Below are 21,880 nucleotides of genomic sequence, written 5' to 3'. Positions count from 1 at the left end.
GGTTAAGACTCCTCTGAAGGGCGCACACACTCACTTTGTGAGTCATCACATTCCAATACTTTCACCCGCCAACCCTTTTGCCCTGTTGGTAATTGGCACTGCGTTAATTGAGACGACTTTTGCTGTGACAATAAGTCTTGTTGATAGCGCTCGGCTTGAACCCTCGATGTGCAGCTATATACTTCCACTACCGATTTAAATTCAGCGCTATTGTTGGAGATGTTGTTAAGCTTGCCGATACTTGGTCGCAAGTCATATTCGTTGCCAATCAACACACTATTGCCAATACCATCCACAACAATTCGAGGTTCTAAAATAAACATTCGTACTGTGCGGCGCTTAGTGTTGGTATTACTTCTAAACAGCGCGCCTAAATATGGGATGTCTCCTAGCAATGGCACTTTACGTAACTGATGGCTCACTTCATCTCGGTACACACCACCGATAAGTAAGCTTTGCCCTTGTTTAACCGTCGCTAAGGTGCTGATTTCAGTTTTACGAACGGAAGGAAGATCATCGACGCCACCATCAGCGATCTTTGCACCGTCTTCGAGATGAAGGCTCAGGTTAATTTCAGGTCGTGCAGCAAATCTATCACCAACGATACGTGGGACAATTCTCAGTAACGTGCCATACGTGACCTCTTCCAGCGCTGCGGTTTCTTTACCAACCAGCTTGACGTAAAAAGTGCTGCTGTTGTTCAGTACCGCTTCGACATTTTCCTGAGTTAACAATGTTGGTCTTGAAACCACTTGAGCACTGCCTTTGGATTCCAATAAACGAATTTGAGCCAGCAAGTAATTTAGGTTGGTTGAATCAAGCAAGGACTTAAAGTTCTGTCCACTGCCGAGCGTCACATCCCCCGAATTCACATCACCTGTTGTTTTGATATCGACAATGCGGTTGTTTCCGACAGACACTCCCGCTCGCCAATCCACGCCTAACTGACTTAAATCGTTGGCACTGATATCGACAATCGATAGCGCGACTTCAATTCTTGATTGCGGCTGGTCTAATTGCGCGACCAGTTTACGATAGAGCGGTAATCGTGCTTGAGTATCACGAACGATAATCGCATTAAGACCCGGCTCTGCTTCAACTGTTGCGCCACCATGAACTGAGGCGGTTTTATTACTTTTTACAGGCTTATCTGGACTGGTAACTTCTTTGCTAGACGCACTCGCCACTTGCGTTTGAACACCAGACACGACCCGTTGTAACACCGATGCGATGCCCGGGACCGTAATTGTCTGATCTCGATATGCAATTTCTCTATCCGTTGCAGAAGCGTACTTCAAAGGAATTATCTCAACGAATAATTCGTCGGTTGAATTCGATTTCTGCAGCAAGCGCGTTTCCAATGCCTCCGCCGTTTGTACCACTAAGTCGACATAACGTGGAGGACCCGCAAGATAGACTAACCCTTTGCTCTCAGCAGCTCTCCAACCATAACGAGAATCCCAAACGCCGGTGGAAATTAACGTACTGCGTAGCTCTCTAGCCGTAAGTAATTCCAATTGAAGTAAACGTGAGCGAGTTTCTGTCGCCTTATAGACATGTAAGACGGCTCCATCGAAATACCACATCAAGTTGTACACTTGCGATAAGTAATCGAGGAATTCCGCCGGATCTTCAGGGGTAAAACGCCCATTCACTCGATCGTTGACTTTGTCACTAACAGAAACCGAGACACGATAATTTGCACCGAAGTTATTCAACAACTCTTTTAATGAGTCATTATCTGCATAGTAGCGGAACGGTTGTTCGGGCCAGTGTAAGTCTGTTGCTTGCGCGTATCCCAAAGGAACAACACTCACTGCGCATAACAATGCCTTTGTTGCAGCACGCCTAATGTTGGGAAAGATTTTTAGCATCATGGTAACCACACTGTATGGTTGATTGTGTGGTTCACGCGTTCTTGTTCCAATAATGCAATGTAACGCTCACATAGATTGACGTGCTTAGAAAGCAAAGCAGAGAACCGTTCCACCGAACAGTCCTCAACCCTTACTTTACTTTGCAAAATCAATTGCTGATCATCATTGGTTGTCAGTACGCCGCCATCCTCACGAATGGTTTTTAATGAGAGCTGCATGCAACGTTGTAACGCTTGTTCTTGTTGATAATCTAGATGCTCTTTAAACTGGAAGGGTAACGTCGCTTCCCATAAAATCCATGACGCATGTTGCTTGATGGTCAGTGATAACTGGTCAACCTCGATGTTGTAAGAACCATTTTCTGAGGCAATAAAATCCCCTACCTTTAGCGCTTCCGCTAAAGATTTCATCATCTTATCTAACATTTAACGCCCTATTTAGATCTGGCTGAGGTGATTGCAAGCCTGCCCGCACTGACCACTTTGAGTATCAAAATAGTAGTGATCGATATCACCAACAGTTTGCATGTTCTTGAACCATTGCCATACTTTCGCAACCGCATTTTGGTCGTTGTAAACCACATCGCATGCATCCCAAACTTCGTTCAGCTCGGGGGCTTCAAGTCGCACTTCCGAACACCAATTTTTCCACTCAGAAATAAATTGTTCGGTTGTAGAGGTGTACTCCGCGAACCCTTTCAGCTCGTCTAAAGACGGTTGCCACTTCTCAATTAACAAACGATGACATTCAATCACTTGCAACTGTTGTTCGCTTAACGTCCCAAGTTGCTTTTTAAGTTGATGCTGCTGGCTCTTAATAAGATCGAGTTGCTGTTGAACAAAGACGGCACTGGTGTCTTCCCCTGATAGCTTCGACCAATATTCCTTCTGAATATCGAGTTGATTGATAAGTTGTTCAACTTTAATCGAAGCATGAAGAGCACTTTGATCGACTTGTCGGTTAATCCACTCGTTGAGTGATAAATGGAAACAAAGCATCAACGTTTTTGGGACAGCCAAATTAAAGCGAAAGCCCAGACGAGAGTTGATGTAGTCCAGCCTTTGTTCGAACGTTGTGATTGTGCTGCTATCACTGAGCTGCGATCCAATCTCCAAAAATAAACGCATGGCAAACCGGTCTATCGAAGCACCAAGTTTTTGATACGTTTTAACTAACTGGCTAGCGCATAGGCTATCGACGACATTTCTATCCAACAAGCGTTGAAGTAAAGATAACTGCTCATAATTTATGACGCCTTCACTCAACAATTGTCGGTGATTGACGTGCACAACATTGAGATCCTGCGTAGGTTTCGAGGCGCTTTCATAACGAGCTCCTCTTTGTAAAACAGTCACTTTCCGCTGTGTCACTATGCTGTCTGGAAAAAGCGAACGGCGTCGCCAATGCTGCTTTTTCATTTATGTTCGTCTCCGCACCCCTTTCGAACAATCCAGAAAGAAAGAGATGTAATAATTTTTAATCGTTCGTTGTTACACGATACATAATAGAATTTACACTGGTGAGTGACTTTCAAAATTAGTCAGAAAATTTTAGTCCCAAGTCATTTCATTTCGCGATAGCCACTTGATCGTCTCCCGAACGTACGCGGCTTGGGGTCGTTCCAAAACGACGACGGTAACTCTGCGTAAAGTAAGACTGACTGGAAAACCCTGCCTCCATCGCCACATCTACGATGCTCATCTTGCTCGTCAACAGCAGTTTATGAGCATGCAGTAGTCGACGCTCACTGATCCAAGCTCTTGGAGAAATGCCATAGTGCTCATTAAAAAGCTCTTTAAAAGTGGTTAAGCTGGCACCAAACTCCTGCGCGTAGTCTGTCAACTTCCATTCTTTTAAGTAATGCTGTTCCATAAATCGACGTAACCGTTCCGACGTACGGTTTGTTTGTTGTGACAGCAACGCATACAGTGATTCTCCTCCTTTGCTGTGTAGCAAGAGAATGAGTAGTTCTTCGTATTTTAGGCACATAATGGCATCAGGGTACGCTTGTTGCTCAAGCGTCTGCATGCTAGAAAGCACTTGTTCAACGAGTATGTTCAAACCAAAAGTAAACAAACCAGAACAAACTTTGTCTACCTTAGGCAGCATCATCAAGAGATCACTGTGTTTTTGCAGCAACTGACTAACGAGTTCATTGTCGTAAGCAATAATCGACGCTTTGTATGCCCCATCTAGCGGAGAGTACTCTAACAAGTAATCCCCTTGAGATAGAAATACCCCATTTTCTGCAGCAACATCGATTGTGCAATCACCTGTTTGAACTCGAAGCTGACCATTGTGAACGACAACAATGTGAGACTGGTCTGAGTGAAATACTTCGTCAGATTTTTCATAGCAGGAAAAACTACGAATTTTTCGTGAACTCGAGTCGACCCTTTCTGAGTTTAGTTGGCCTGACACATCCATTTTCTACCCTTCATTATTTTGAGTTTCTCAGTGCAAATGTTGAGAAACTTTCAAAGCACTACTTTGATCGTTGTTATTTCTAAGTACTGCTGTATGAATTAAAGAAGCAAAGAAAAGAGCATAGAAGTTCTATCACTTACCATACCCCCCGAATAATTAGCAAATAACCCAAGCATTACCTTTACCTGAAGGTAAAGGTTTGACTTAGTAAATTTCTGCTGTCCGTCTTTATTATTTTTATCAGATAGCGTTTATCATTAGCCAAAACTTAAATATCATTTCGTTATTTAAGTTTGGTTGTTTTGTTATACATTAGAATACAATTAAATAGATTTCGGCACCGTTTCGAGAACAAAATTAAATTTCCAAAATCATAAAAATGTATATTTTATAGCCTAAAACGCCAAGCCAACGTGTTCAAGGAGCGAGATATAATCATAAAAAATACTGTTTTTGCAACAAGTATGAGTCTAAAAAACAACTGACCCGATGACTTCAAAGTCATGTAATTAATGTTTATAAAAGACAACAAATCTTTCACAACAGGAAAGATATAGTCTTTATTTTTATAAATTAGAAAATTCTAATAAAAATGTAGTGCTTAAAATTTTATCTGTTTATTTTTGGAACAAGAATCAAGTTTTCTTGTTTATTTCCCTCTAAAAATAAATAGTTCTTTTCTTTTTCCGCAACGAGCTCACCGTTTGAATAAAGCTTTCCAATAATCTTCATTTTTCCTTCACCAGCTTGAATTGGTGCAATTAAAAACGAATACTGCACAGGCAACTGAACGCCTTGGTAGCTCTGAGATACCGATTTAAGACATTGATTATCAATAACTTTACATATTTCCACTTCAAGAGAAGTAATCGAAGGTGGAAAGTAGCCGTCGACAGAAACCCAACCATAGACTGATGCCTGACTCTGTGTATCAAAGTCATCCACCCCATTGACGGACACAGTCTGACTGCACCCACTCAGTATGAATAACCCAATAAAACCAGCCCATATAGAATTGTTCATTATGACCCCATAAACTTATTTTATATAATCTAGCTCATTTGAAATCCACACAATTCTTTATGTAAAAATATAAAAGATCAACTTATATTTATACTACAAGCGGACAATAAATCGCATTTTTCAACAACACGTAGTTAACATGGACTGTAATTTCAAAAGCAGTTTCTGCTCACTTTCATTCCTTCCTTAATTGAAGTTTATTAGAGAAAAATGATATTCATATATATCATTACCATCGAGATATGCATCTGAACACATTTACTTTTTCCTTTCTATTTCTCTCAACACATTTAAAAGCCAAAATATAATAACAACCGACTAATATTGATAAACATGAAGAGATACATCTAATATTTTCCTTGATAAAATTTCAAAAGGGACTATTCCTATGTCAGCACGCCAAACTATCGATGAGATTTTGCTAAAGTTTGCTCATCAAATAGGCTTGCCTGCACTGCATCTAACGGAAAATGAAGTAAGCTTAGCCTTTGATGATAATCTAAGGGTGCATATCATCTTTCATCCTGAATCGACAACTCTGCAGCTCGAAGCTGAGATTGTTGGCCTTCAAATTATAAATTCCGATCTTTATCGTTCTTTCTTGGCCTTTAATTATCACTGGCCTGAGCACCAGTTATTTTTTAGTTTAGATAACCACCGACATGTCCTATGTTTAAACCGACTCATTAACATTAGGCGACTGGATTACGAATATTTTGAAACAGCTTTAGCAGAATTGCTGACGCACAGCGAGTCGTGGGAAGCGTTATTGTCTTCTCATGTAACCATTGATGAGGCACCACCGATGCCACAAACTTTAGACTTGAGAGTTTAGGTGTCTTTATGTCCAATGACATCCAATCCACATACACCAATTCATCGGTTCATGACACTCAACAAGCGCAGCAAAGTGATGCAGTGCCGCAAGGAACGTTTCATGGCCGTAAAGTCACCCTACTCTCCTCATCAGAAAGCAGTCTGATGCGAACAAGCTCTAAAAGAGAGCTTGGTGAATGTTTAAATCAATTTGCCAGTCTCGAATCTTGCAATCGCGTTTTGGACTTTGATCCACAACTCAATATTGACAAGCAAAACGCCGCCGTAGAAAAGCTTATGGAACGAAAAGTGGCGATAATTCAACGTTCCTGATATCACAATATAAGCAGGTTAAACATCTAAGTTACCCTTCAGCCGACAAGCTCACGCTAATAAAAAACCCCGAAGATTCGGGGTTTTGATTCATACTGCTTTTTCTTTATTAATTACTTAGTTTCACTAGAAGAAGCCTAACGGGTCGATGCTGTAGCTAATCAGCAAGTTCTTCGTGTTCTGGTAGTGATCCAGCATCATCTTGTGCGTTTCGCGCCCGATACCCGATTTTTTGTAACCACCGAACGCTGCGTGTGCAGGGTAAGCGTGGTAACAGTTAATCCAGATCCGACCAGCTTCAATATTACGGCCCATACGATATGCAACGTTCGCATCACGTGTCCAAACACCTGCGCCTAAGCCATATTCAGTGTCGTTTGCGATTTCCAACGCTTCAGCCTCATCTTTGAATTTGGTGATAGCAATCACTGGGCCAAAGATTTCTTCTTGGAAGATTCGCATCTTGTTGTGGCCTTCCAACATGGTTGGCTGAATGTAGTACCCCTGGTTGATAGACTCTGGCTGTTCTGACACTCCACCACCAAAGACCACTTTTGCGCCTTCTTCACGGCCGATTTCTAGGTAACTTAAAATCTTATCAAACTGTTCTTGAGAAGCCTGAGCACCAACTTGAGTATCGGTATCGAGCGGATTACCTTGTTTAATCAGCTGTGCACGTTCCGTCAGTTTCTCTACAAACTTGTCATAAATCGCTTCATGAACCAGTACGCGAGATGGACAAGTACAAACTTCACCTTGGTTGAAGAAACCAAGTAACGTACCTTCGATACACTTATCAAGATACTCATCTTCGTAATCGAAGATATCTGAGAAGTAGATGTTTGGAGATTTACCACCTAACTCAACTGTCGATGGGATCAAGTTGTCTGCTGCACATTTCAGAATGTGGTTGCCAACTTGCGTAGACCCGGTAAACGCGAGTTTCGCAATGCGGTTGCTGGTTGCTAATGCTTGACCCGCTTCAGAACCATATCCGTTTACAACGTTGATGACACCAGGAGGAAGAAGGTCACCGATTTTTTCCATCAGAACCAGAATGGACGTTGGGGTTTGCTCTGCTGGCTTCAATACCACACAGCAACCCGCCGCTAGTGCCGGTGCTAGTTTCCAAGCCGCCATCAACATTGGGAAGTTCCAAGGAATAATTTGACCAACCACACCAATCGGTTCTGGGAAGTGGTAGCTTGCGGTGTGCTCATCCAGTTCTGCCGCACTGCCTTCTTGTGCGCGAATACAGCCAGCGAAGTAACGGAAGTGATCCACTACTAAAGGTAAATCTGCCGCCAGGGTTTCGCGAACTGGTTTGCCGTTTTCCCAAGTTTCTGCAACTGCAAGCTCTTCTAGATGCTGCTCAATACGGTCAGCAATTTTCAGCAAGATGTTCGAACGTTCTGTCACGCTAGTTTTGGCCCATTTTGCTCTGATGTTGTGCGCGGCATCCAGTGCTAAATTAATATCTTCCTCGCCAGAGCGAGCAACTTTACAATACGCTTGTCCGTTGATTGGTGAGATATTGTCAAAGTACTCACCACCCGTTGGTTTTACCCATTCCCCACCGATAAAGTTATCGTAATGCGATTTAAAGTTAACAATGGCATTTTCACTACCTGGCTGTGCATAGATCATAACTCTTCCTTTTGTTTCTCGTTCAATGTGTTATTGCAGTGTCGTATCGCACTGTTCACAAAGAGCATTACGCAAGTCACACGCCAACTACGCCACACTTGTTGTTAATTAAATGTAAAACTATGATTACCAAGCGATAACAAACCAAGTGAGCGATGTTTGAGCGGATGTATGGTGTGAACACCAATGTTCAAGTGTTCCAAAATGGCACACCCTCACTGTGACAAAATGGTACAGTCATGGAACTTCAACACATTAGCGATAACAATTGGCTTTCAACTTCATGGGTCAGAAGTGAACAAGCGGGTTTAAAACAGCGTCGACGCCCTGAAGATATTCGAGTAACGCCAGCAACGCTCCAAGATAGGCGTCACCAACTCAATTTTTTGCTAGAGGCAGTCACTCAATTTGCGCTCCCTCTGTTTAATCAGCTATTTGCTCATAGCGACAGTCGCTTAATTTTGACGGATTCAGATGGTGTCATCATCGGCAGTTGGGGACAGCCTAGATTTCGTGAAAAGTTAACGGAAATCTCGCTAAGCTCTGGTGCATGCTGGCAAGAAAAGGTCAAAGGCACCAACGCGATTGGTACAGCCTTGGTTGAAGCAAAGCCCGTTTCTGTTATTGGTGATCAGCACTTTATCCAACACCATCGTTTTATTAGCTGTTCGGCTAATCCTATTTTCGATCATCTTGGTAACCTCATTGGCGTATTAGATATTACGAGCGAGCAAAAGAGACATGACTTCTCAACGCAAGTACTAGTACAAAACATGGTCCAGCAAGTGGAGAATCAACTACTTAACTTGATTCCACAAGGGCATATTCGTGTGGATTTAGCGTGCGAAAAAGGTTTACTGAATAGTGGTTGGCAAGGAATTATCATTGCAAATGAAGACGGACAAGTTTTGGCTCACAATCAAGTAGCCTCTCAACTTTTTGCGCAAAAAAGTATCATTGGGCAATCCTTAGACGACATTCTATCCACTCGGGGAAATGAGCACCCTTTCGTTTTCAAAACAAAACCGCTTACCGATAAAGATAGCAAGGTCAAGTCTCGTGCTGTAGCGGCGTCCAATGATCTTCATTATGGCGACTCCGCTGTTGAGCACTGTTGGCAGCAAGCCAATCGCGTCATCGATAAAGATATCAGTTTGTTGATTCTCGGAGAGACTGGTGTTGGCAAAAACGAGTTTGTGAAAGCGCTCCATAAAAACAGCCAGAGAAAAACGGGACCGTTAGTTTCCGTCAACTGCGGAGCGCTACCAAAAGATCTGGTTGAATCTGAATTATTTGGCTACGTAGCCGGTGCCTTTACTGGCGCAAACAGCAAAGGCTATCAGGGAAAAATTCGCCAAGCACACAAAGGGATTTTGTTTCTAGATGAAATCGCAGATTTACCCTTGGAAGCTCAAAGCCGATTGCTCCATGTATTGCAAGATAAAACCGTGCTTCCCGTGGGTTCCAACCAAAGTATTCAAGTCGATACGCAAATCATTGCAGCCACGCATAAAGATCTGGAACATTTGGTCAGCGAAGGATTGTTCCGCCAAGATTTGTATTATCGCCTTAATGGCTTGATCATTGAGCTACCTCGCTTTGAGGAACGTGATGACAAACGACAACTGATTGAGAACATTCATCGGCGTCACGCCGAATCTGAACAACAGCTTTGCCCTCACCTCCTTTCTCTGATGCTGTCTTACTCATGGCCAGGAAATTTGCGTGAACTCGATAGTTTAATCAAAGTATCCGCCTTAATGGCGCAAGGTGAAGAAATATTGGAACTCACACACGTCCCAGCCCACCTAAGTAAGAAACTCAGCCAAGCTCAAGAAGGGGCAGCATCCGCTGAACCAACTTCAGAACTGCGTGCAACCGTCGAAGATAAGTTGCTCAAAACATATCAAGCCAATCAGGGGAACATTAGCAAAACGTCTCGTATGCTTGGTGTGAGCCGAAATACCATTTACAGAAAGTTGAAAAGCCTTGGCATATTAAGTTAATTCTACGACCTCAGATACAAAAAGAGCACCGTTGCGGTGCTCTTTCTCTTTGAAACCTAGCTTACAGGCCGCCTTGTTGTTGCGCCTGTTTTACTAATGCCTGACGTTGAGTTTCCTTCTCAGAGATCACTTGATTGTCCTTGTGCATTTCCTGTTCCAATTCTGCTGGAATGAAAACAAAGTACTTGTTAAGAGTCATCTTAGAACCTCAATTTGCTGTGTTAATTACCTTCTTGGTCGACGTAAACAAAACCAGAAAAACATGTTTTACTGGATCCTTGTTGCTAGTTTCAAAAAATAAAGGATGTTCATATAATAAACATCCTCCATGTGGGCGATAATTATAGGCGTAGTTTAAAGGCTTACCTAGCACTCTTTTTCACCTTTTGTGCAATCTGAGTTTCGATCGAAAAACGGATTTAGTTGCCCGTAATTACTAAGGTATTGTTAAAAAGAGAAAAAAGCTTTTACTGTAACTGACGACAGGGATGAGCTTACGAGTGTAGGTTCACTTGCAATTGTGTATCGTAGAGTTCGAATACGATAATAATAACGCTACATGCCCTTAATCTGCGTAGTTAAAAACTTTGAAGTGATAGACAACCGAAGTCATATCTGTGCAACTCAGTTTAACGATTTGTCTACCAGTTCAATATTTCACCTTTTTTGAGAAATCTTTAGCCACTTTTTTGTGTGAAACGCCCCAAAAGAGCAGACAATTAAAAGTGTGGCATATGACCACAATTGTCTATCCCCACTTAGCTTCGGGAGGCGTTTATGAAAAGTAACAAACTTGGCCATGTGATGTCTTTCAGCAGGATGTTTTCCTTCATCGCATTCTTGACGGCCACATTCGCATGGATTCTCAGCATGTACGCCCTATTTACTGTTTCTTTAGTGGCTCTTGTGGTCAGTGCAATTCTCTACCTAAAAGACAGGTTTTATCAAAACAAGAAAACGACCACTGAAAAGAGCGCCTAGGCGCCCTTTTCTATTGAATGTCATTTCTGTGTGACTTGATATAGTTATCAATCCGTTCGAGTTCGTGAAAATAACCATACATACCAATACGATTAATTTCTGGTTCTATACAGTATTTTTCTTCTTTTACCATAGCTTCTACAAACATTCCGCTTGATGCAATTGTGAAAGGTGGACACGCTGAGTAACCATTATTTTCTGCAATATACTTCAATCGCCCAAATTCAAAAATTTGACCTGGAATAGCAACGATAAGGGACAAGACAATTGTTATAGTTATCACTTTAATCGGCACTTTGACTAACTGAGTCATTCGATCAAATAAAATATAGACCAATAATGTAGGGCACAAGAGTAAGCTTGCGATACTTAAAACATATGACGCATCAATGTAGACCACTTGAAAACCACTACTGAGCTGAAGCGGTAGAGATTCGAAAACGAAATGATGATAAAGGCGATAGATGGAGTAAGTAATCAGTAATATGAACATAAGCAACACGAAAGCTGTGTGAAATGGATGCTTCTGTTGTGTCATTTCTATTACCTTATAGTTGAGGAGACGGCAGAGAGCGGCTTAGCTTCACTCTTCGAAGAGAAATATTAAACTGCTAGCAAATGCATGCTCTCCCATTTCTGAGAAGTGCGTGACGAATCAACGTTTAATGTAACTTTTAAATCTACCAATATCTTACAGACACAAAAAAGGATGCCACTTGGGCATCCCTTTATATCTTTATATTTAGTCGGTTTACTTAAAACGATTACACGTCGTAAGTTGTAGACGCTGTGTCGCCGCCTGTACCAGTCCAGTTAGTGTGGAAGAATTCACCACGTGGACGGTCAATACGCTCATAAGTGTGAGCACCGAAGTAGTCACGTTGAGCTTGAAGCAGGTTCGCTGGTAGACGAGCTGTTGTGTAACCGTCTAGGAAAGATAGCGCAGAAATCGTACATGGCATTGGGATACCAGACTCTAGAGACTTCGCTGCTACTTTACGCCATGCTGCTAGGCTGCCTTGTAGGATGTTTTTGAAGTACTCATCAGAACCTAGGAATGCGATGTCTGGATTCGCTTCGTACGCATCACGGATGTTGCCTAGGAACGCAGAGCGGATGATACAACCACCACGCCACATTAGGGCTACGTTACCGTAGTTTAGGTCCCAACCGTTCTCGTTCGATGCTTCGCGCATTAGCATGAAGCCTTGAGCGTAAGAGATGATCTTAGAAGCTAGTAGCGCTTGACGTAGTGCATCAACCCACTCTTGCTTGTCGCCTTCAACTGGAGTGATTGTCTTACCGAATAGAGATTCAGCTTCAACACGTTGGTCTTTCAGTGCAGATAGACAACGAGAGAATACAGACTCAGAGATAAGTGTTAGTGGAATACCTAGGTCTAGTGCGTTAATACCAGTCCATTTACCAGTACCTTTTTGGCCTGCTGTGTCTAGGATCTTCTCAACGAGAGGCTCACCGTCTTCATCTTTGTAGCCAAGGATGTCAGCCGTGATTTCAACAAGGTAGCTGTCTAGTTCAGTCTTGTTCCAATCAGCGAATACTGCTTGCATCTCGTCAGCAGACATACCAAGACCGTCTTTCATGAACTGGTAAGCTTCTGTGATAAGCTGCATGTCACCGTATTCGATACCGTTGTGTACCATCTTAACGAAGTGACCAGCACCGTCGTTACCAACCCAGTCACAACATGGCTCACCAGCGTCAGTTTTCGCAGCGATACCTTGGAAGATAGGCTTAACCGCTTCCCATGCTTCAGCAGCACCGCCAGGCATGATAGATGGACCGAAGCGCGCACCTTCTTCACCACCAGATACACCAGTACCGATGAAGTGGATACCTTTTTCACGTAGTGCAGCAACACGACGGTTTGTATCTGGGTAGTTAGTGTTACCACCGTCAATAATGATGTCGCCTTTGTCTAGCAGAGGTACTAGCGCTTCGATGAACTTGTCTACAACGTCACCAGCGCGAACCATCAACATTACTTTACGCGGCGTTTCTAGCTTCTCTACTAGTTCTTCTAGAGAGTATGCACCGATGATGTTCGTGCCTTTTGCTGGACCTTCCAGGAACTCGTCTACTTTAGCAGCAGTACGGTTGTGAGCAACCACTTTAAAGCCGTGATCGTTCATGTTTAGGATAAGGTTTTGACCCATTACTGCTAGGCCAATTACACCGATATCACCTTTCATTGTTTCTCTCCAATTTTATTTCATCGACGAGCAGCGTCTTAAGCAATTTTTGCTGCCGCGTCTAAATCTAAATACCATTCCGTTAGGCCCGATTTCGCTTGAATCTTAGCCGCTGGGTATGGCAGTGCGTGTGCTGGTGAACTGTTAATTTCTTCAACAATGTCCGCTTTTCCTGCACCAAGCACTAAGTAACTAATGCGTTTCGCTGCTTCTAATACGCGTGCGGTTTTCGACACACGAAGTTGGCCCGATTCAGGATGCGACGCCACAAGAGATAGGTTCGCATCATCATAATTCGTTTGGCCAGGGAACAGAGAAGCTGTATGACCATCTGCACCAACGCCTAATAAGATCCAGTCAAACACAGGTGTGCCGTTTTCATTCGGGATTACCTCTGCCATCTCTTTTGCAAAGCGCTCGGCTTCTGCTTTAGGCTCATCTTCGCCACGGATGCGGTGAATGTTTTCTGCAGGAATATTTACTTGGCTAAACAACAACGTGTTCGCTTCACCGTAGTTGCTTTCTGCATCGTCAGGGGCAACACAACGTTCGTCACCCCACCAAAAGTGGAGGTTTTCCCATTGAATGGAGGTTGCGTAAGCCTCTGAAGCCAGTAGTTTAAACAGCATTTTAGGAGTGCTGCCGCCAGAAAGAGAGATGTGAACAGGTCTGCCCATTTCGCTAAACGCTTTCATATCGTTAGCTAGGCTTTCAACTACCTGTTCTGCTGTTTGGTAGATCTTATGGTTGATCATAGTTCACAGTAATCCGTATCTGTTAAGTTTTTACATGGGAAACGCCAAGCGCGGCCATCACGCTGTAACAAGTCATCTGACTCTTTAGGTCCCCAAGTGCCGCATGCGTACCCGAAGAGGGATTGTGGATCTTGCTTAAAATCTAAGATTGGCTGTACGTATTGCCAGCACGCTTCCACCGCATCACTACGTGCAAATAGCGTAGCATCACCATTCAAAGCATCAAGTAGAAGACGCTCGTATGCCGTTAGCATTTGCGTTTCTTGCAGGTCAGCGTAATGGAAGTTCATTTTCACTTCCTTCGCTTCAAAGCCTGCGCCTGGCTCTTTCAAGCCAAAGCTCATTTGAATGCCTTCGTCTGGTTGAATACGAATGATCAGCTTGTTTTCTGGTGCGTTTTGACCAAACACAGGATGCGGTGTTTGTTTAAAGTGGATAACCACCTCAGTAACGCGTGTTGGAAGACGCTTACCAGTACGCACGTAAAATGGCACGCCATTCCAACGCCAGTTGTTGATGTACGCTTTCAAACCGATGTAAGTCTCTGTACGAGAATCGTCTGCAACTCCCGGCTCTTCACGGTAGCCGCGTAGGCTTTGCCCACGGACTTCAGACGCCGTGTATTGGCCTAATACTAGGTCATTGCGCAGAGCGTTTTCGTCTAATGGCTTTAGGCATTGAAGCACTTTTACCACTTCATCACGCATCGAGTCTGCATTGATTTGCGCTGGTGGTTCCATACCTACCATTGCTAATACTTGTAGCAAGTGGTTTTGGAACATGTCGCGCACAGCGCCAGAGTTGTCGTAGTAACCACCACGCTCCTCTACGCCAAGGAATTCTGCGCCTGTGATTTCAACGTAATCAATGAAGTTACGGTTCCAAAGCGGCTCAAACATCGCATTAGAGAAACGAAGCACAAGTAGGTTTTGTACCGTTTCTTTACCTAAGTAATGGTCAATTCGGTAGATTTGATGCTCTTGGAAGTGCTCGTGAATTTCTTTGTCCAGAATACGCGCCGATTCAAGATCATAGCCGAATGGTTTCTCAATGATCAGGCGTTTCCAGCCATCATCTTCACTGTTAAGACCATGTGCTGCAAGACTTGCAGGGATCACACTGTATAAACTTGGTGGGGTTGCTAAGTAAAAAAGCGTATTGCGTTGCTCGAATTGATATTCGTCCGCAAGTTGGTCTAAGCGAGAAGATAGCTTACCGTAATCTTGTGTGTCAGAAGTATTAATTGCTTGGTAGTGCAGATGGTTAATAAATGCATCAAGCGTTTCTGGCTCAGTCTTTTCCATTTCCTGAAGCGATTTTTTCAGCTTCGCGCGGTAAGACTCATCACTGTATTCAGTGCGACTTACACCCAGAATGGCAAAATTCTCTGGAAGCTGCTTGTTCGCGTAGAGGTGGTATAAAGCAGGAATGAGCTTACGGTACGTAAGGTCACCTGAAGCACCAAAAATAACGATGCTGCTGTTTTCTGGTATTACCATCATCTTTCCCTTAAAAACGAGGTACTTATTGTGTGCCCGGATACGGCTAGAGAATGAGCCAACCCTATCAATGGCACCTCAAAATAGAAAATTGGTCTTACCTATTACGTTGATAGGTAAAGTCTATGGGCCCAAAGAACCTCAAGAAGTTGCATTTCCGATTCTTGGAAACACGACGTATTGAGGTCATTTAAGTCACTTATGTCTCAAAAGTACACACTGTACTCGCTGGAGGAGAGTCCGACACGGGGCAATATTGTCTACGACTATTTGATTTACATCAACACTTGCCAGTGCAAACGTTTAAATAAGTTGCACAAAACGTCATAAGCGATTGTATTTTATTGATAAAAAAAGTTTCATCTGAACGCTCCAGAATTTAAGCAAAAACTCTAATATGGGCAATAATTACTCATACTTGCAATCCATTACAGTTTTATCGTGATCTGTGTTACTTACTTTTTATTTCATCATCCTATTGATAATGATACTCAATTAAAGATAATGAAATCACTATTAATGTGAAAGTAGAACGCCATGAAATCAAGCGCCGTTAACCCACACCCCATAAACCGAATACAATCGGTGCTTGACTACATTCACACCAACTTAGACAGCACTCTGAGCGTAGATGAAATATCGAAAGCAAGTTGTTGGTCGCGCTGGCAACTGCAACGCGTATTTCAACAACACACTGGCGTATCCGTCGCTCACTACATCAGGGAGCTTAAACTTAGCCTTGCGGCTGAGCGCTTAATCCATACTTCTGACCGCTCGTTAGATATAGCGATAGAAATGGGATTTACATCTGAACACGCATTTAGCCGAGCGTTCAGGAATATGCTTTCAAAAAGCCCCCGTGAATATCGAAAAACGCAACAGCTCTCCGGGTTGAGACAACCTTTGACGCTGCGTAAGACACCAAAAGAAGAGAAAAAACATCAGCGCTTTATTGAAGTTCGAATAGAAACAAAACCGGCTTTTGAACTTGCTGGTTATCATGAACCTATTCACGGATTGTTTTCCGCTGCGCCCGATTTCCAATCCAAAGTACCGTCACTTTGGTCACGTCTTTATTCATCTGAAAACCTTAACAATTCGGAAAGTAGTTACTTTGGCGTGATTGATGTGACTCAAGCGTATTCAAACAACCAACAACTTGAGTATTGGGCAGGTTATGAGTGCAGTCCAACAGCAAACGCACCAAGATCAACGAACTCTTCCAACTCGGGGCTAGACCTCTTGGCTGTTCCTGAGCAAACCTACGCCGTCATTACACACATAGGCAAAGCATCAGAGCTCGCCTCAACGCTGGAATGGTTTATTTTACATTGGCTACCCTACTCTAATTATCATGCTATCGATGGTTATGAGTTAGAGCTTTATCCAGAAGGTTATGATGTTGATAGCGAACAAGCACAAATGCAGTATTGGATTCCTGTCGAGCCAAACGACTCGCTATCTTTAAAACCTAAGAACAGAAGAATAAGTTCCAAAGATTAGTGTTTTGCACCAAATTGTTAACTTTTCCTATTTCTTTGAATATAGAATACAAATAACAATCATTATCAATAAATAGAAAAAGTAGTGGAATTTATAAATATGGAAAGTCCGATTCGATTTCATCGTTCAGCGGTTGCTATCGTCGTATCCGCATTGCTCGCTGGCCACGCCAATGCGACTGAGAGCGTATCCCAACACGAAACGATTACGGTGCTAGGAGAAACATACCGAAACACCGCAACTAAAACCGTTTTAGAACCGGAGGAAACACCGCAAGCAATCACGGTAATCACTAAAGATGACATGGACCTGCGCGGCGTAAACTCGGTGAGCGAAGCATTGCGTTACGCGCCTGGCGTAAATACAGAATTGCGTGGCGGTGCCGTTTCCCGACTTGACCTATTCAATATTCGTGGTTTTATTAACTACACCAACTTTTATGATGGTCTTCCTTTGCTGTACAACGGTTGGAACCTTCAACCGCAGGTCGATTCCGTTGCTCTTGAGCAAATCGAGGTTTTTAAAGGGCCAACGTCTGTTCTTTACGGCAATATTCCACCAGGAGGTATGGTCAACATTATCGCCAAGGCGCCTCAGTCAACACCCTCACACTCTGTCTCGATTAGTACAGGGACTAACAGCCTAAAAGAACTGACGTTCGACACCACAGGACAAATTGGTGATTCTAATGTGGATTACCGTATCGTCGGCCTGGCAAAACAGCGAGATGGTCAAGCCGATACGTCTGAAGATGAACGTTATGTACTCGCCCCATCTTTCAATTGGCAAGCGACAGAAAGCACATTAGTGAACGTGAATGTTTACTATCAAAATGATCCATCAGCAGGTATCTACACGACTGTGCCTGCATCTGGCTCAGTGATTAAAAACCCACTTGGCTCGATGTCACCAAGCACTTATTTAGGGGATGAGGACTGGAACACTTACGAACGCGAAGTTCTGATGATGGGTTACAAAGTCCAACACGACTTTAACAACAATTGGCAATTTCTACAGAATGCCCGCTACATGACCGCCGATGCCTATCAGGAAAACACATATAACGGTGCACTTGAAGCGGATAACCGTACCGTTGGTCGAAATGCCTATTTAACCGATGAAAAGTCCAAATCCTTTGTGATTGACAACCAACTATCTGGCTACGTTAAAACAGGAAATTTTGAACATAACTTATTGTTCGGGCTTGATTATCAGTATCTAGATTCAGATGTAAAATACAAAGACACGCTTGGGTATTCGCTAACTCAGGACATTTTTAATCCTGACCACAACAGCATTGATCGTAATGCACTGAATTTCCAATACAAACAAAACTTGGATATCAAAACGAAGCAGATTGGCGTTTATTTCCAAGATCAAGTTCGTTACGACCAACTTGTAATGATTGCAGGTCTTCGTTGGGATAAATACGATTCAAATACAGACGCCGTTAGCGATTATCTAGGAGCAGTATCCAACAGCAAGGAAGAGTTAGACGATACCAACGTATCTTTCCGAGTCGGTGGTTTGTATGAGCTAGACTTTGGCCTCTCGCCATACCTTACTTACTCGGAAAGTTTTGAGCCAATTGCGGGTGCCGACTCTTCTGGTAAAGCATTTGAGCCATCAACCGGTCATCAATGGGAGTTAGGCTTTAAATACGCACCATTATCTGGTGATATCTCAGGTAACTTAGCACTCTTCCATATTACGAAGAAAAACGCGATCTTGACCGATCCGAATAACCCATATGCACCGAACTATCAAGCGGGCGAAGTGGTATCACAAGGTATTGAACTTGAGGCAAAATGGCAAGCCACAGCACAAGCTGATTTCACTCTAGGCTATACATATACCGATATGGAGATTACCGAGGACAGTTATTACAACCAAGAAGGTAAAACGCCGGTTTGGGTACCTGAGCAAACGGCCTCTCTATGGGCAAATTACTTCTTTGAAGGAAATCTTTCAGGCCTTCGTACCAGTGCTGGCGTTCGCTATGTCGGAGAAGCACAAATTGATGCACAGAATAGTCAAAAAGTACCGGACTACACCTTGTTTGATTTAGCAGCAAGTTACGATTTCTCAACGGTATCTGAATCAATGAAAGGGGCTAGCGTCACGCTTTCTGCAAGCAATCTATTCGATAAAGAATACTATTCTTGTTACGACAAAAATAACTGTTGGTTTGGCGCTGAGCGCTCTATCGAAGCGGTGTTAGAATACAACTTCTAGCCTCTTAGAACGGAACAGCAGTAATTTGTAAAGCGATGGTTTCTAAAACAAGCCATCGCTTTTTATTTTGCATAGAGCATCAATATAAACGCTACCGTGTCACTTTTTTATAGCACCTTTCTGGCCTACCTACCGACCCATAGTTTAAATCAGCCTCTAGTTCACCAGTACTGATAAGAAACTCAAGATAACGTCTAGCGGTTGTTCGGCTCACTCCGATTTTTTCACCTGCCTCATCAGCGGTCAGCACACTGCCATTTGGGAACAACTCTCTGATCTTGTCTAGGGTTACACCATCAATCCCTTTTGGTAATCGGTTCGGCAAGTTGTCTTGATTGGCGTGAGACTGCAGCATTTTATCAACGAGGTTCTGATCCAAACTCTCTACGATGTCTAGTTGTTGGCGTTGGGACACATACTTTTTCAGTGCGGCATCTAAACGTGGAAACATCACTGGTTTTAACAGGTAATCGACAACGCCACCCCTCATCGCCTGTTGTAACGTATCGACATCCCTTGCGGCTGTAATCAAAATGACATCACAAGTTTGGTTACTTGCACGCAGTGTATTTAGTATCTCAAGCCCTGTGCCATCGGGAAGATAGACATCCATCAATAGTAAATCTGGCTTAAGAATGTCGAGTTGCATTTCTGCTTCCATTCTCGTGGTCGCAATTCCAACCACTTCCAAACCTGTCAGTTGGCTTAAGTATTTGTGGTGCAGCTCAGCAATAGCCAGATCATCTTCAATGATCATTACGCGAGTCGCCATACTCATATTTGTTCTTCCTTGGGTAAGTACACCGTTATTCTTGTCCCATAATTTGTATTGGGTATCATCTCAACATGGCCGTGATATCGAGTAGCAAGCTGATTGACAAGGTGTAACCCAACACCGCGATTTTGACGAGATTTCGTCGAAACGCCTTTTGTAAATAATGTTTGTGGATCCACTGTTTTTGGGAGGCCACAGCCATGATCTATCACCTCAAGTATCACTTCATTTCCGTAATCGCTAACGGACACATCAATGTTTCTGCGTTCTGACGCAACATTTGATTCATCGCGAATTGAAGTTAACGTGGCATCGAAAGCGTTATCAATCAAATTACCCAAAATTGTGACAAGGTCTTCCGAATTTAGCCACTCAGGTAGGGGCTCCAGACGACTGCCTTCCTCAACCACCAGTTGTAAGCCTAACTCGCGAGCACGTTCAGTTTTTCCAAGCAACATACCTGCAATTAGCGGGTCCTTAACGGTATCTCTTAAAAACTCAATCATTGCTTGATAGTGTGCTGTTTCTTGTCCAATTAACTTTTGCACCGCATCAAGCTCACCCATTTGTACTAGCCCGCTAATGGTGTTGAGCTTATTTCGATGCTCATGGGTTTGCGAACGTAACAAATCTGCATATTCCTTGGTTTGTGATAGCTGCTCGGTTAGATCATTGATTTCATCCCTTAAACGGAAACTCGATACCGCCCCCACAATTTTCCCATCAACATAAATTGGAGAGCGATTTGCAATCAGGCGCTTATGATTAAGGAATATTTCAATATCATGATCTTCCTGCCCGCTTTCTAACACTGTATATAGATCGCTATCACGCAGCGTATCAGTCAAAGGTTTATTGAGCGCTGATTCTCTATCAATACCGAGAATCTGGCAGGCACTACGATTTATCGAGCGAAGTATCCCTTGGGCATCAATGCTTAACACGCCCTCTTTGATAGTGCTCATCGTCACTTCTAATTCGCCGTACAACCGCCCTATCTCTTCAGGCTCAAAGCCTAAAATGGCGCGCTGAAACTTTCTCGACGCATAATTGGATACAATGGCATTAGCGACGACAACTACGATGACCATTAAAATCAAAAAGGCCAAAAATGGTTCGATGCGGTCTTGCAGTCGGTCGAGCAAATAGCCAACCGAAACCACACCAATGATGTTCCCTTGCTCGTCAAAAATCGCAGCTTTACCACGAACTGAATAACCTAACGAGCCCTGTGCCGTCGAAACATAAGACAACCCCTGTTCTAGCGCTCGACGATTGTCGCCACCTCTCATTGGCTTGCCCAACCGCTCATCAACAGGGTGGATTAAGCGTACTCCCTTATGGTCGCCAATAACGATGAATGCAGCACCTATGGCTTCGGTTAATTCTCTAAAGCGAAGTTGGTATGGCTGGGGGTTTTGGGTTTCGATCATTTCACGAACAACCGCTGAGTCCGCTAAAAAACGGGCAACACCCAGTGCTTTTTCTCCCATTTCTTGCTCTTGATTGATTTTGAGATAAGTGAACCCCGCGGCGACAAGCAATAACAGCTCTATCAACCCCGATAGCGTCATGATAATGAGCATCCGCTTACGAAAGCTGATGGTTTTCCAACTCATTGATACATCCTTGTGATTCACTCTTGAGCGTAACGTTAACACTCAGTTAACAGCATGACGTTGTCGCGGTGATAAATCTGTGAGGAAGGCAAACAAACCGCAGAGTTTACGGTTAATTAATCGACGAGCTGAAACATAAAATTACAACCATTCACCAAATTTAGCATTCCT

Annotated in this window: 19 protein-coding genes; 6 read left to right on the top strand and 13 right to left on the bottom strand. The window is 43.2% G+C overall.

The window, feature by feature from the left end; all coding sequences use genetic code 11:
* Positions 1 to 2 precede the first annotated feature (2 nt).
* From sctC to R7Q39_RS17455, 5 genes are all read right to left on the bottom strand, one after another.
* Positions 3 to 1,877 carry a type III secretion system outer membrane ring subunit SctC gene (gene sctC / locus R7Q39_RS17475; RefSeq protein WP_411979164.1) on the bottom strand — a complete coding sequence of 625 codons (1,875 nt, stop codon included), beginning with the start codon at positions 1,875 to 1,877 and terminating at the stop codon, positions 3 to 5.
* Positions 1,874 to 2,302, bottom strand: coding sequence for a YscB family type III secretion system chaperone (locus R7Q39_RS17470; protein ID WP_005377195.1), 429 nt, complete (start codon positions 2,300 to 2,302; stop codon positions 1,874 to 1,876). The genes sctC and R7Q39_RS17470 overlap by 4 nt, the downstream gene beginning before the upstream one ends.
* Positions 2,303 to 2,314: 12 nt before the next feature.
* A complete protein-coding gene (locus tag R7Q39_RS17465) occupies positions 2,315 to 3,295 on the bottom strand; it encodes a T3SS regulon anti-activator ExsD domain-containing protein (RefSeq protein WP_005377193.1) in 981 nt (326 codons plus the stop codon).
* A 148-nt stretch (positions 3,296 to 3,443) separates the two neighbouring features.
* Positions 3,444 to 4,304 (bottom strand): AraC family transcriptional regulator, encoded by an 861-nt coding sequence (locus R7Q39_RS17460; RefSeq protein ID WP_005377191.1) that lies wholly within the window; start codon positions 4,302 to 4,304, stop codon positions 3,444 to 3,446.
* Between the two features lie 609 nt (positions 4,305 to 4,913).
* On the bottom strand, positions 4,914 to 5,327 hold the full coding sequence (locus tag R7Q39_RS17455) for a YscW family type III secretion system pilotin (RefSeq protein WP_031778954.1): 414 nt from the start codon (positions 5,325 to 5,327) through the stop codon (positions 4,914 to 4,916).
* Between the two features lie 388 nt (positions 5,328 to 5,715).
* Between R7Q39_RS17455 and exsC the strand changes: the two genes are divergently transcribed.
* Together exsC and exsE2 are read left to right on the top strand one after the other, a co-directional pair.
* The gene (gene exsC, locus R7Q39_RS17450; protein WP_318076494.1) at positions 5,716 to 6,162 is read left to right on the top strand and encodes a type III secretion system regulatory chaperone ExsC; all 447 of its coding nucleotides are present in this window, start codon (positions 5,716 to 5,718) and stop codon (positions 6,160 to 6,162) included.
* Between the two features lie 8 nt (positions 6,163 to 6,170).
* The gene (gene exsE2, locus R7Q39_RS17445) at positions 6,171 to 6,476 is read left to right on the top strand and encodes a T3SS regulon translocated regulator ExsE2 (RefSeq protein ID WP_318076493.1); all 306 of its coding nucleotides are present in this window, start codon (positions 6,171 to 6,173) and stop codon (positions 6,474 to 6,476) included.
* A gap of 126 nt (positions 6,477 to 6,602) precedes the next feature.
* On the opposite strand, the gene R7Q39_RS17440 is transcribed toward exsE2, so the two are convergent.
* A complete protein-coding gene (locus R7Q39_RS17440; protein WP_005377169.1) occupies positions 6,603 to 8,123 on the bottom strand; it encodes an aldehyde dehydrogenase family protein in 1,521 nt (506 codons plus the stop codon).
* A 239-nt stretch (positions 8,124 to 8,362) separates the two neighbouring features.
* On the opposite strand from R7Q39_RS17440, the gene R7Q39_RS17435 reads away from it, so the two are divergent.
* Complete coding sequence (locus R7Q39_RS17435) at positions 8,363 to 10,129, top strand: sigma-54-dependent Fis family transcriptional regulator (protein WP_005377167.1); 1,767 nt, start codon at positions 8,363 to 8,365, stop codon at positions 10,127 to 10,129.
* Between the two features lie 61 nt (positions 10,130 to 10,190).
* On the opposite strand, the gene R7Q39_RS17430 is transcribed toward R7Q39_RS17435, so the two are convergent.
* A complete protein-coding gene (locus R7Q39_RS17430) occupies positions 10,191 to 10,328 on the bottom strand; it encodes a hypothetical protein (RefSeq protein WP_005377165.1) in 138 nt (45 codons plus the stop codon).
* A 578-nt stretch (positions 10,329 to 10,906) separates the two neighbouring features.
* On the opposite strand from R7Q39_RS17430, the gene R7Q39_RS17425 reads away from it, so the two are divergent.
* Positions 10,907 to 11,110: a hypothetical protein gene (locus tag R7Q39_RS17425; RefSeq protein WP_005377162.1), complete on the top strand. Its 204-nt coding sequence runs from the start codon at positions 10,907 to 10,909 to the stop codon at positions 11,108 to 11,110.
* Between the two features lie 10 nt (positions 11,111 to 11,120).
* Here the strand turns inward: R7Q39_RS17425 and R7Q39_RS17420 are convergent, their stop codons facing one another.
* The 4 genes from R7Q39_RS17420 to zwf all read right to left on the bottom strand — a co-directional run bounded on the left by R7Q39_RS17420 (position 11,121) and on the right by zwf (position 15,577).
* Entirely contained in the window at positions 11,121 to 11,648 is a 528-nt protein-coding gene (locus R7Q39_RS17420; protein WP_005377161.1) for a hypothetical protein, read from the bottom strand.
* A 226-nt stretch (positions 11,649 to 11,874) separates the two neighbouring features.
* Complete coding sequence (gnd, locus tag R7Q39_RS17415; RefSeq protein WP_005377160.1) at positions 11,875 to 13,323, bottom strand: decarboxylating NADP(+)-dependent phosphogluconate dehydrogenase; 1,449 nt, start codon at positions 13,321 to 13,323, stop codon at positions 11,875 to 11,877.
* 38 nt (positions 13,324 to 13,361) lie between these two features.
* Complete coding sequence (gene pgl / locus R7Q39_RS17410) at positions 13,362 to 14,078, bottom strand: 6-phosphogluconolactonase (protein ID WP_005387158.1); 717 nt, start codon at positions 14,076 to 14,078, stop codon at positions 13,362 to 13,364.
* Positions 14,075 to 15,577 (bottom strand): glucose-6-phosphate dehydrogenase, encoded by a 1,503-nt coding sequence (gene zwf / locus R7Q39_RS17405; RefSeq protein ID WP_213907339.1) that lies wholly within the window; start codon positions 15,575 to 15,577, stop codon positions 14,075 to 14,077. The genes pgl and zwf overlap by 4 nt, the downstream gene beginning before the upstream one ends.
* Positions 15,578 to 16,114: 537 nt before the next feature.
* Between zwf and R7Q39_RS17400 the strand changes: the two genes are divergently transcribed.
* Together R7Q39_RS17400 and R7Q39_RS17395 are read left to right on the top strand one after the other, a co-directional pair.
* On the top strand, positions 16,115 to 17,080 hold the full coding sequence (locus tag R7Q39_RS17400; RefSeq protein WP_318076492.1) for a helix-turn-helix domain-containing protein: 966 nt from the start codon (positions 16,115 to 16,117) through the stop codon (positions 17,078 to 17,080).
* Positions 17,081 to 17,179: 99 nt separating this feature from the next.
* Positions 17,180 to 19,315 (top strand): TonB-dependent siderophore receptor, encoded by a 2,136-nt coding sequence (locus R7Q39_RS17395; RefSeq protein WP_318076491.1) that lies wholly within the window; start codon positions 17,180 to 17,182, stop codon positions 19,313 to 19,315.
* Positions 19,316 to 19,406: 91 nt separating this feature from the next.
* Here R7Q39_RS17395 and R7Q39_RS17390 read toward each other — a convergent pair whose 3' ends face one another.
* A complete protein-coding gene (locus R7Q39_RS17390) occupies positions 19,407 to 20,093 on the bottom strand; it encodes a response regulator (RefSeq protein ID WP_167415241.1) in 687 nt (228 codons plus the stop codon).
* Positions 20,090 to 21,709, bottom strand: a complete 1,620-nt coding sequence (locus tag R7Q39_RS17385; protein WP_213898659.1) for a sensor histidine kinase — start codon at positions 21,707 to 21,709, stop codon at positions 20,090 to 20,092. Before R7Q39_RS17385 ends, R7Q39_RS17390 begins: the two co-directional genes overlap by 4 nt.
* Positions 21,710 to 21,880: the final 171 nt, after the last annotated feature.

It is taken from the genome of Vibrio sp. 947 (assembly GCF_033339115.1).
In the GTDB taxonomy this organism is placed as follows: Bacteria; Pseudomonadota; Gammaproteobacteria; order Enterobacterales; family Vibrionaceae; genus Vibrio; species Vibrio alginolyticus.
Note: the sequence above shows the minus strand (reverse complement) of the source record. Positions and strands in the feature narration are given on the sequence as shown.

Coding starts and splice junctions, on each gene's coding strand:
- exsC (WP_318076494.1), top strand. CDS start 5,716: ATGTCAGCACGCCAAACTATCGATGAGATTTTGCTAAAGTTTGCTCAT.
- R7Q39_RS17435 (WP_005377167.1), top strand. CDS start 8,363: ATGGAACTTCAACACATTAGCGATAACAATTGGCTTTCAACTTCATGG.
- R7Q39_RS17385 (WP_213898659.1), bottom strand. CDS start 21,709: ATGAGTTGGAAAACCATCAGCTTTCGTAAGCGGATGCTCATTATCATG.
- zwf (WP_213907339.1), bottom strand. CDS start 15,577: ATGGTAATACCAGAAAACAGCAGCATCGTTATTTTTGGTGCTTCAGGT.
- R7Q39_RS17430 (WP_005377165.1), bottom strand. CDS start 10,328: ATGACTCTTAACAAGTACTTTGTTTTCATTCCAGCAGAATTGGAACAG.
- R7Q39_RS17425 (WP_005377162.1), top strand. CDS start 10,907: ATGAAAAGTAACAAACTTGGCCATGTGATGTCTTTCAGCAGGATGTTT.
- pgl (WP_005387158.1), bottom strand. CDS start 14,078: ATGATCAACCATAAGATCTACCAAACAGCAGAACAGGTAGTTGAAAGC.
- R7Q39_RS17400 (WP_318076492.1), top strand. CDS start 16,115: ATGAAATCAAGCGCCGTTAACCCACACCCCATAAACCGAATACAATCG.
- exsE2 (WP_318076493.1), top strand. CDS start 6,171: ATGTCCAATGACATCCAATCCACATACACCAATTCATCGGTTCATGAC.
- R7Q39_RS17460 (WP_005377191.1), bottom strand. CDS start 4,304: ATGGATGTGTCAGGCCAACTAAACTCAGAAAGGGTCGACTCGAGTTCA.
- R7Q39_RS17390 (WP_167415241.1), bottom strand. CDS start 20,093: ATGAGTATGGCGACTCGCGTAATGATCATTGAAGATGATCTGGCTATT.
- R7Q39_RS17455 (WP_031778954.1), bottom strand. CDS start 5,327: ATGAACAATTCTATATGGGCTGGTTTTATTGGGTTATTCATACTGAGT.
- R7Q39_RS17470 (WP_005377195.1), bottom strand. CDS start 2,302: ATGTTAGATAAGATGATGAAATCTTTAGCGGAAGCGCTAAAGGTAGGG.
- R7Q39_RS17440 (WP_005377169.1), bottom strand. CDS start 8,123: ATGATCTATGCACAGCCAGGTAGTGAAAATGCCATTGTTAACTTTAAA.
- R7Q39_RS17420 (WP_005377161.1), bottom strand. CDS start 11,648: ATGACACAACAGAAGCATCCATTTCACACAGCTTTCGTGTTGCTTATG.
- sctC (WP_411979164.1), bottom strand. CDS start 1,877: ATGATGCTAAAAATCTTTCCCAACATTAGGCGTGCTGCAACAAAGGCA.
- R7Q39_RS17465 (WP_005377193.1), bottom strand. CDS start 3,295: ATGAAAAAGCAGCATTGGCGACGCCGTTCGCTTTTTCCAGACAGCATA.
- R7Q39_RS17395 (WP_318076491.1), top strand. CDS start 17,180: ATGGAAAGTCCGATTCGATTTCATCGTTCAGCGGTTGCTATCGTCGTA.
- gnd (WP_005377160.1), bottom strand. CDS start 13,323: ATGAAAGGTGATATCGGTGTAATTGGCCTAGCAGTAATGGGTCAAAAC.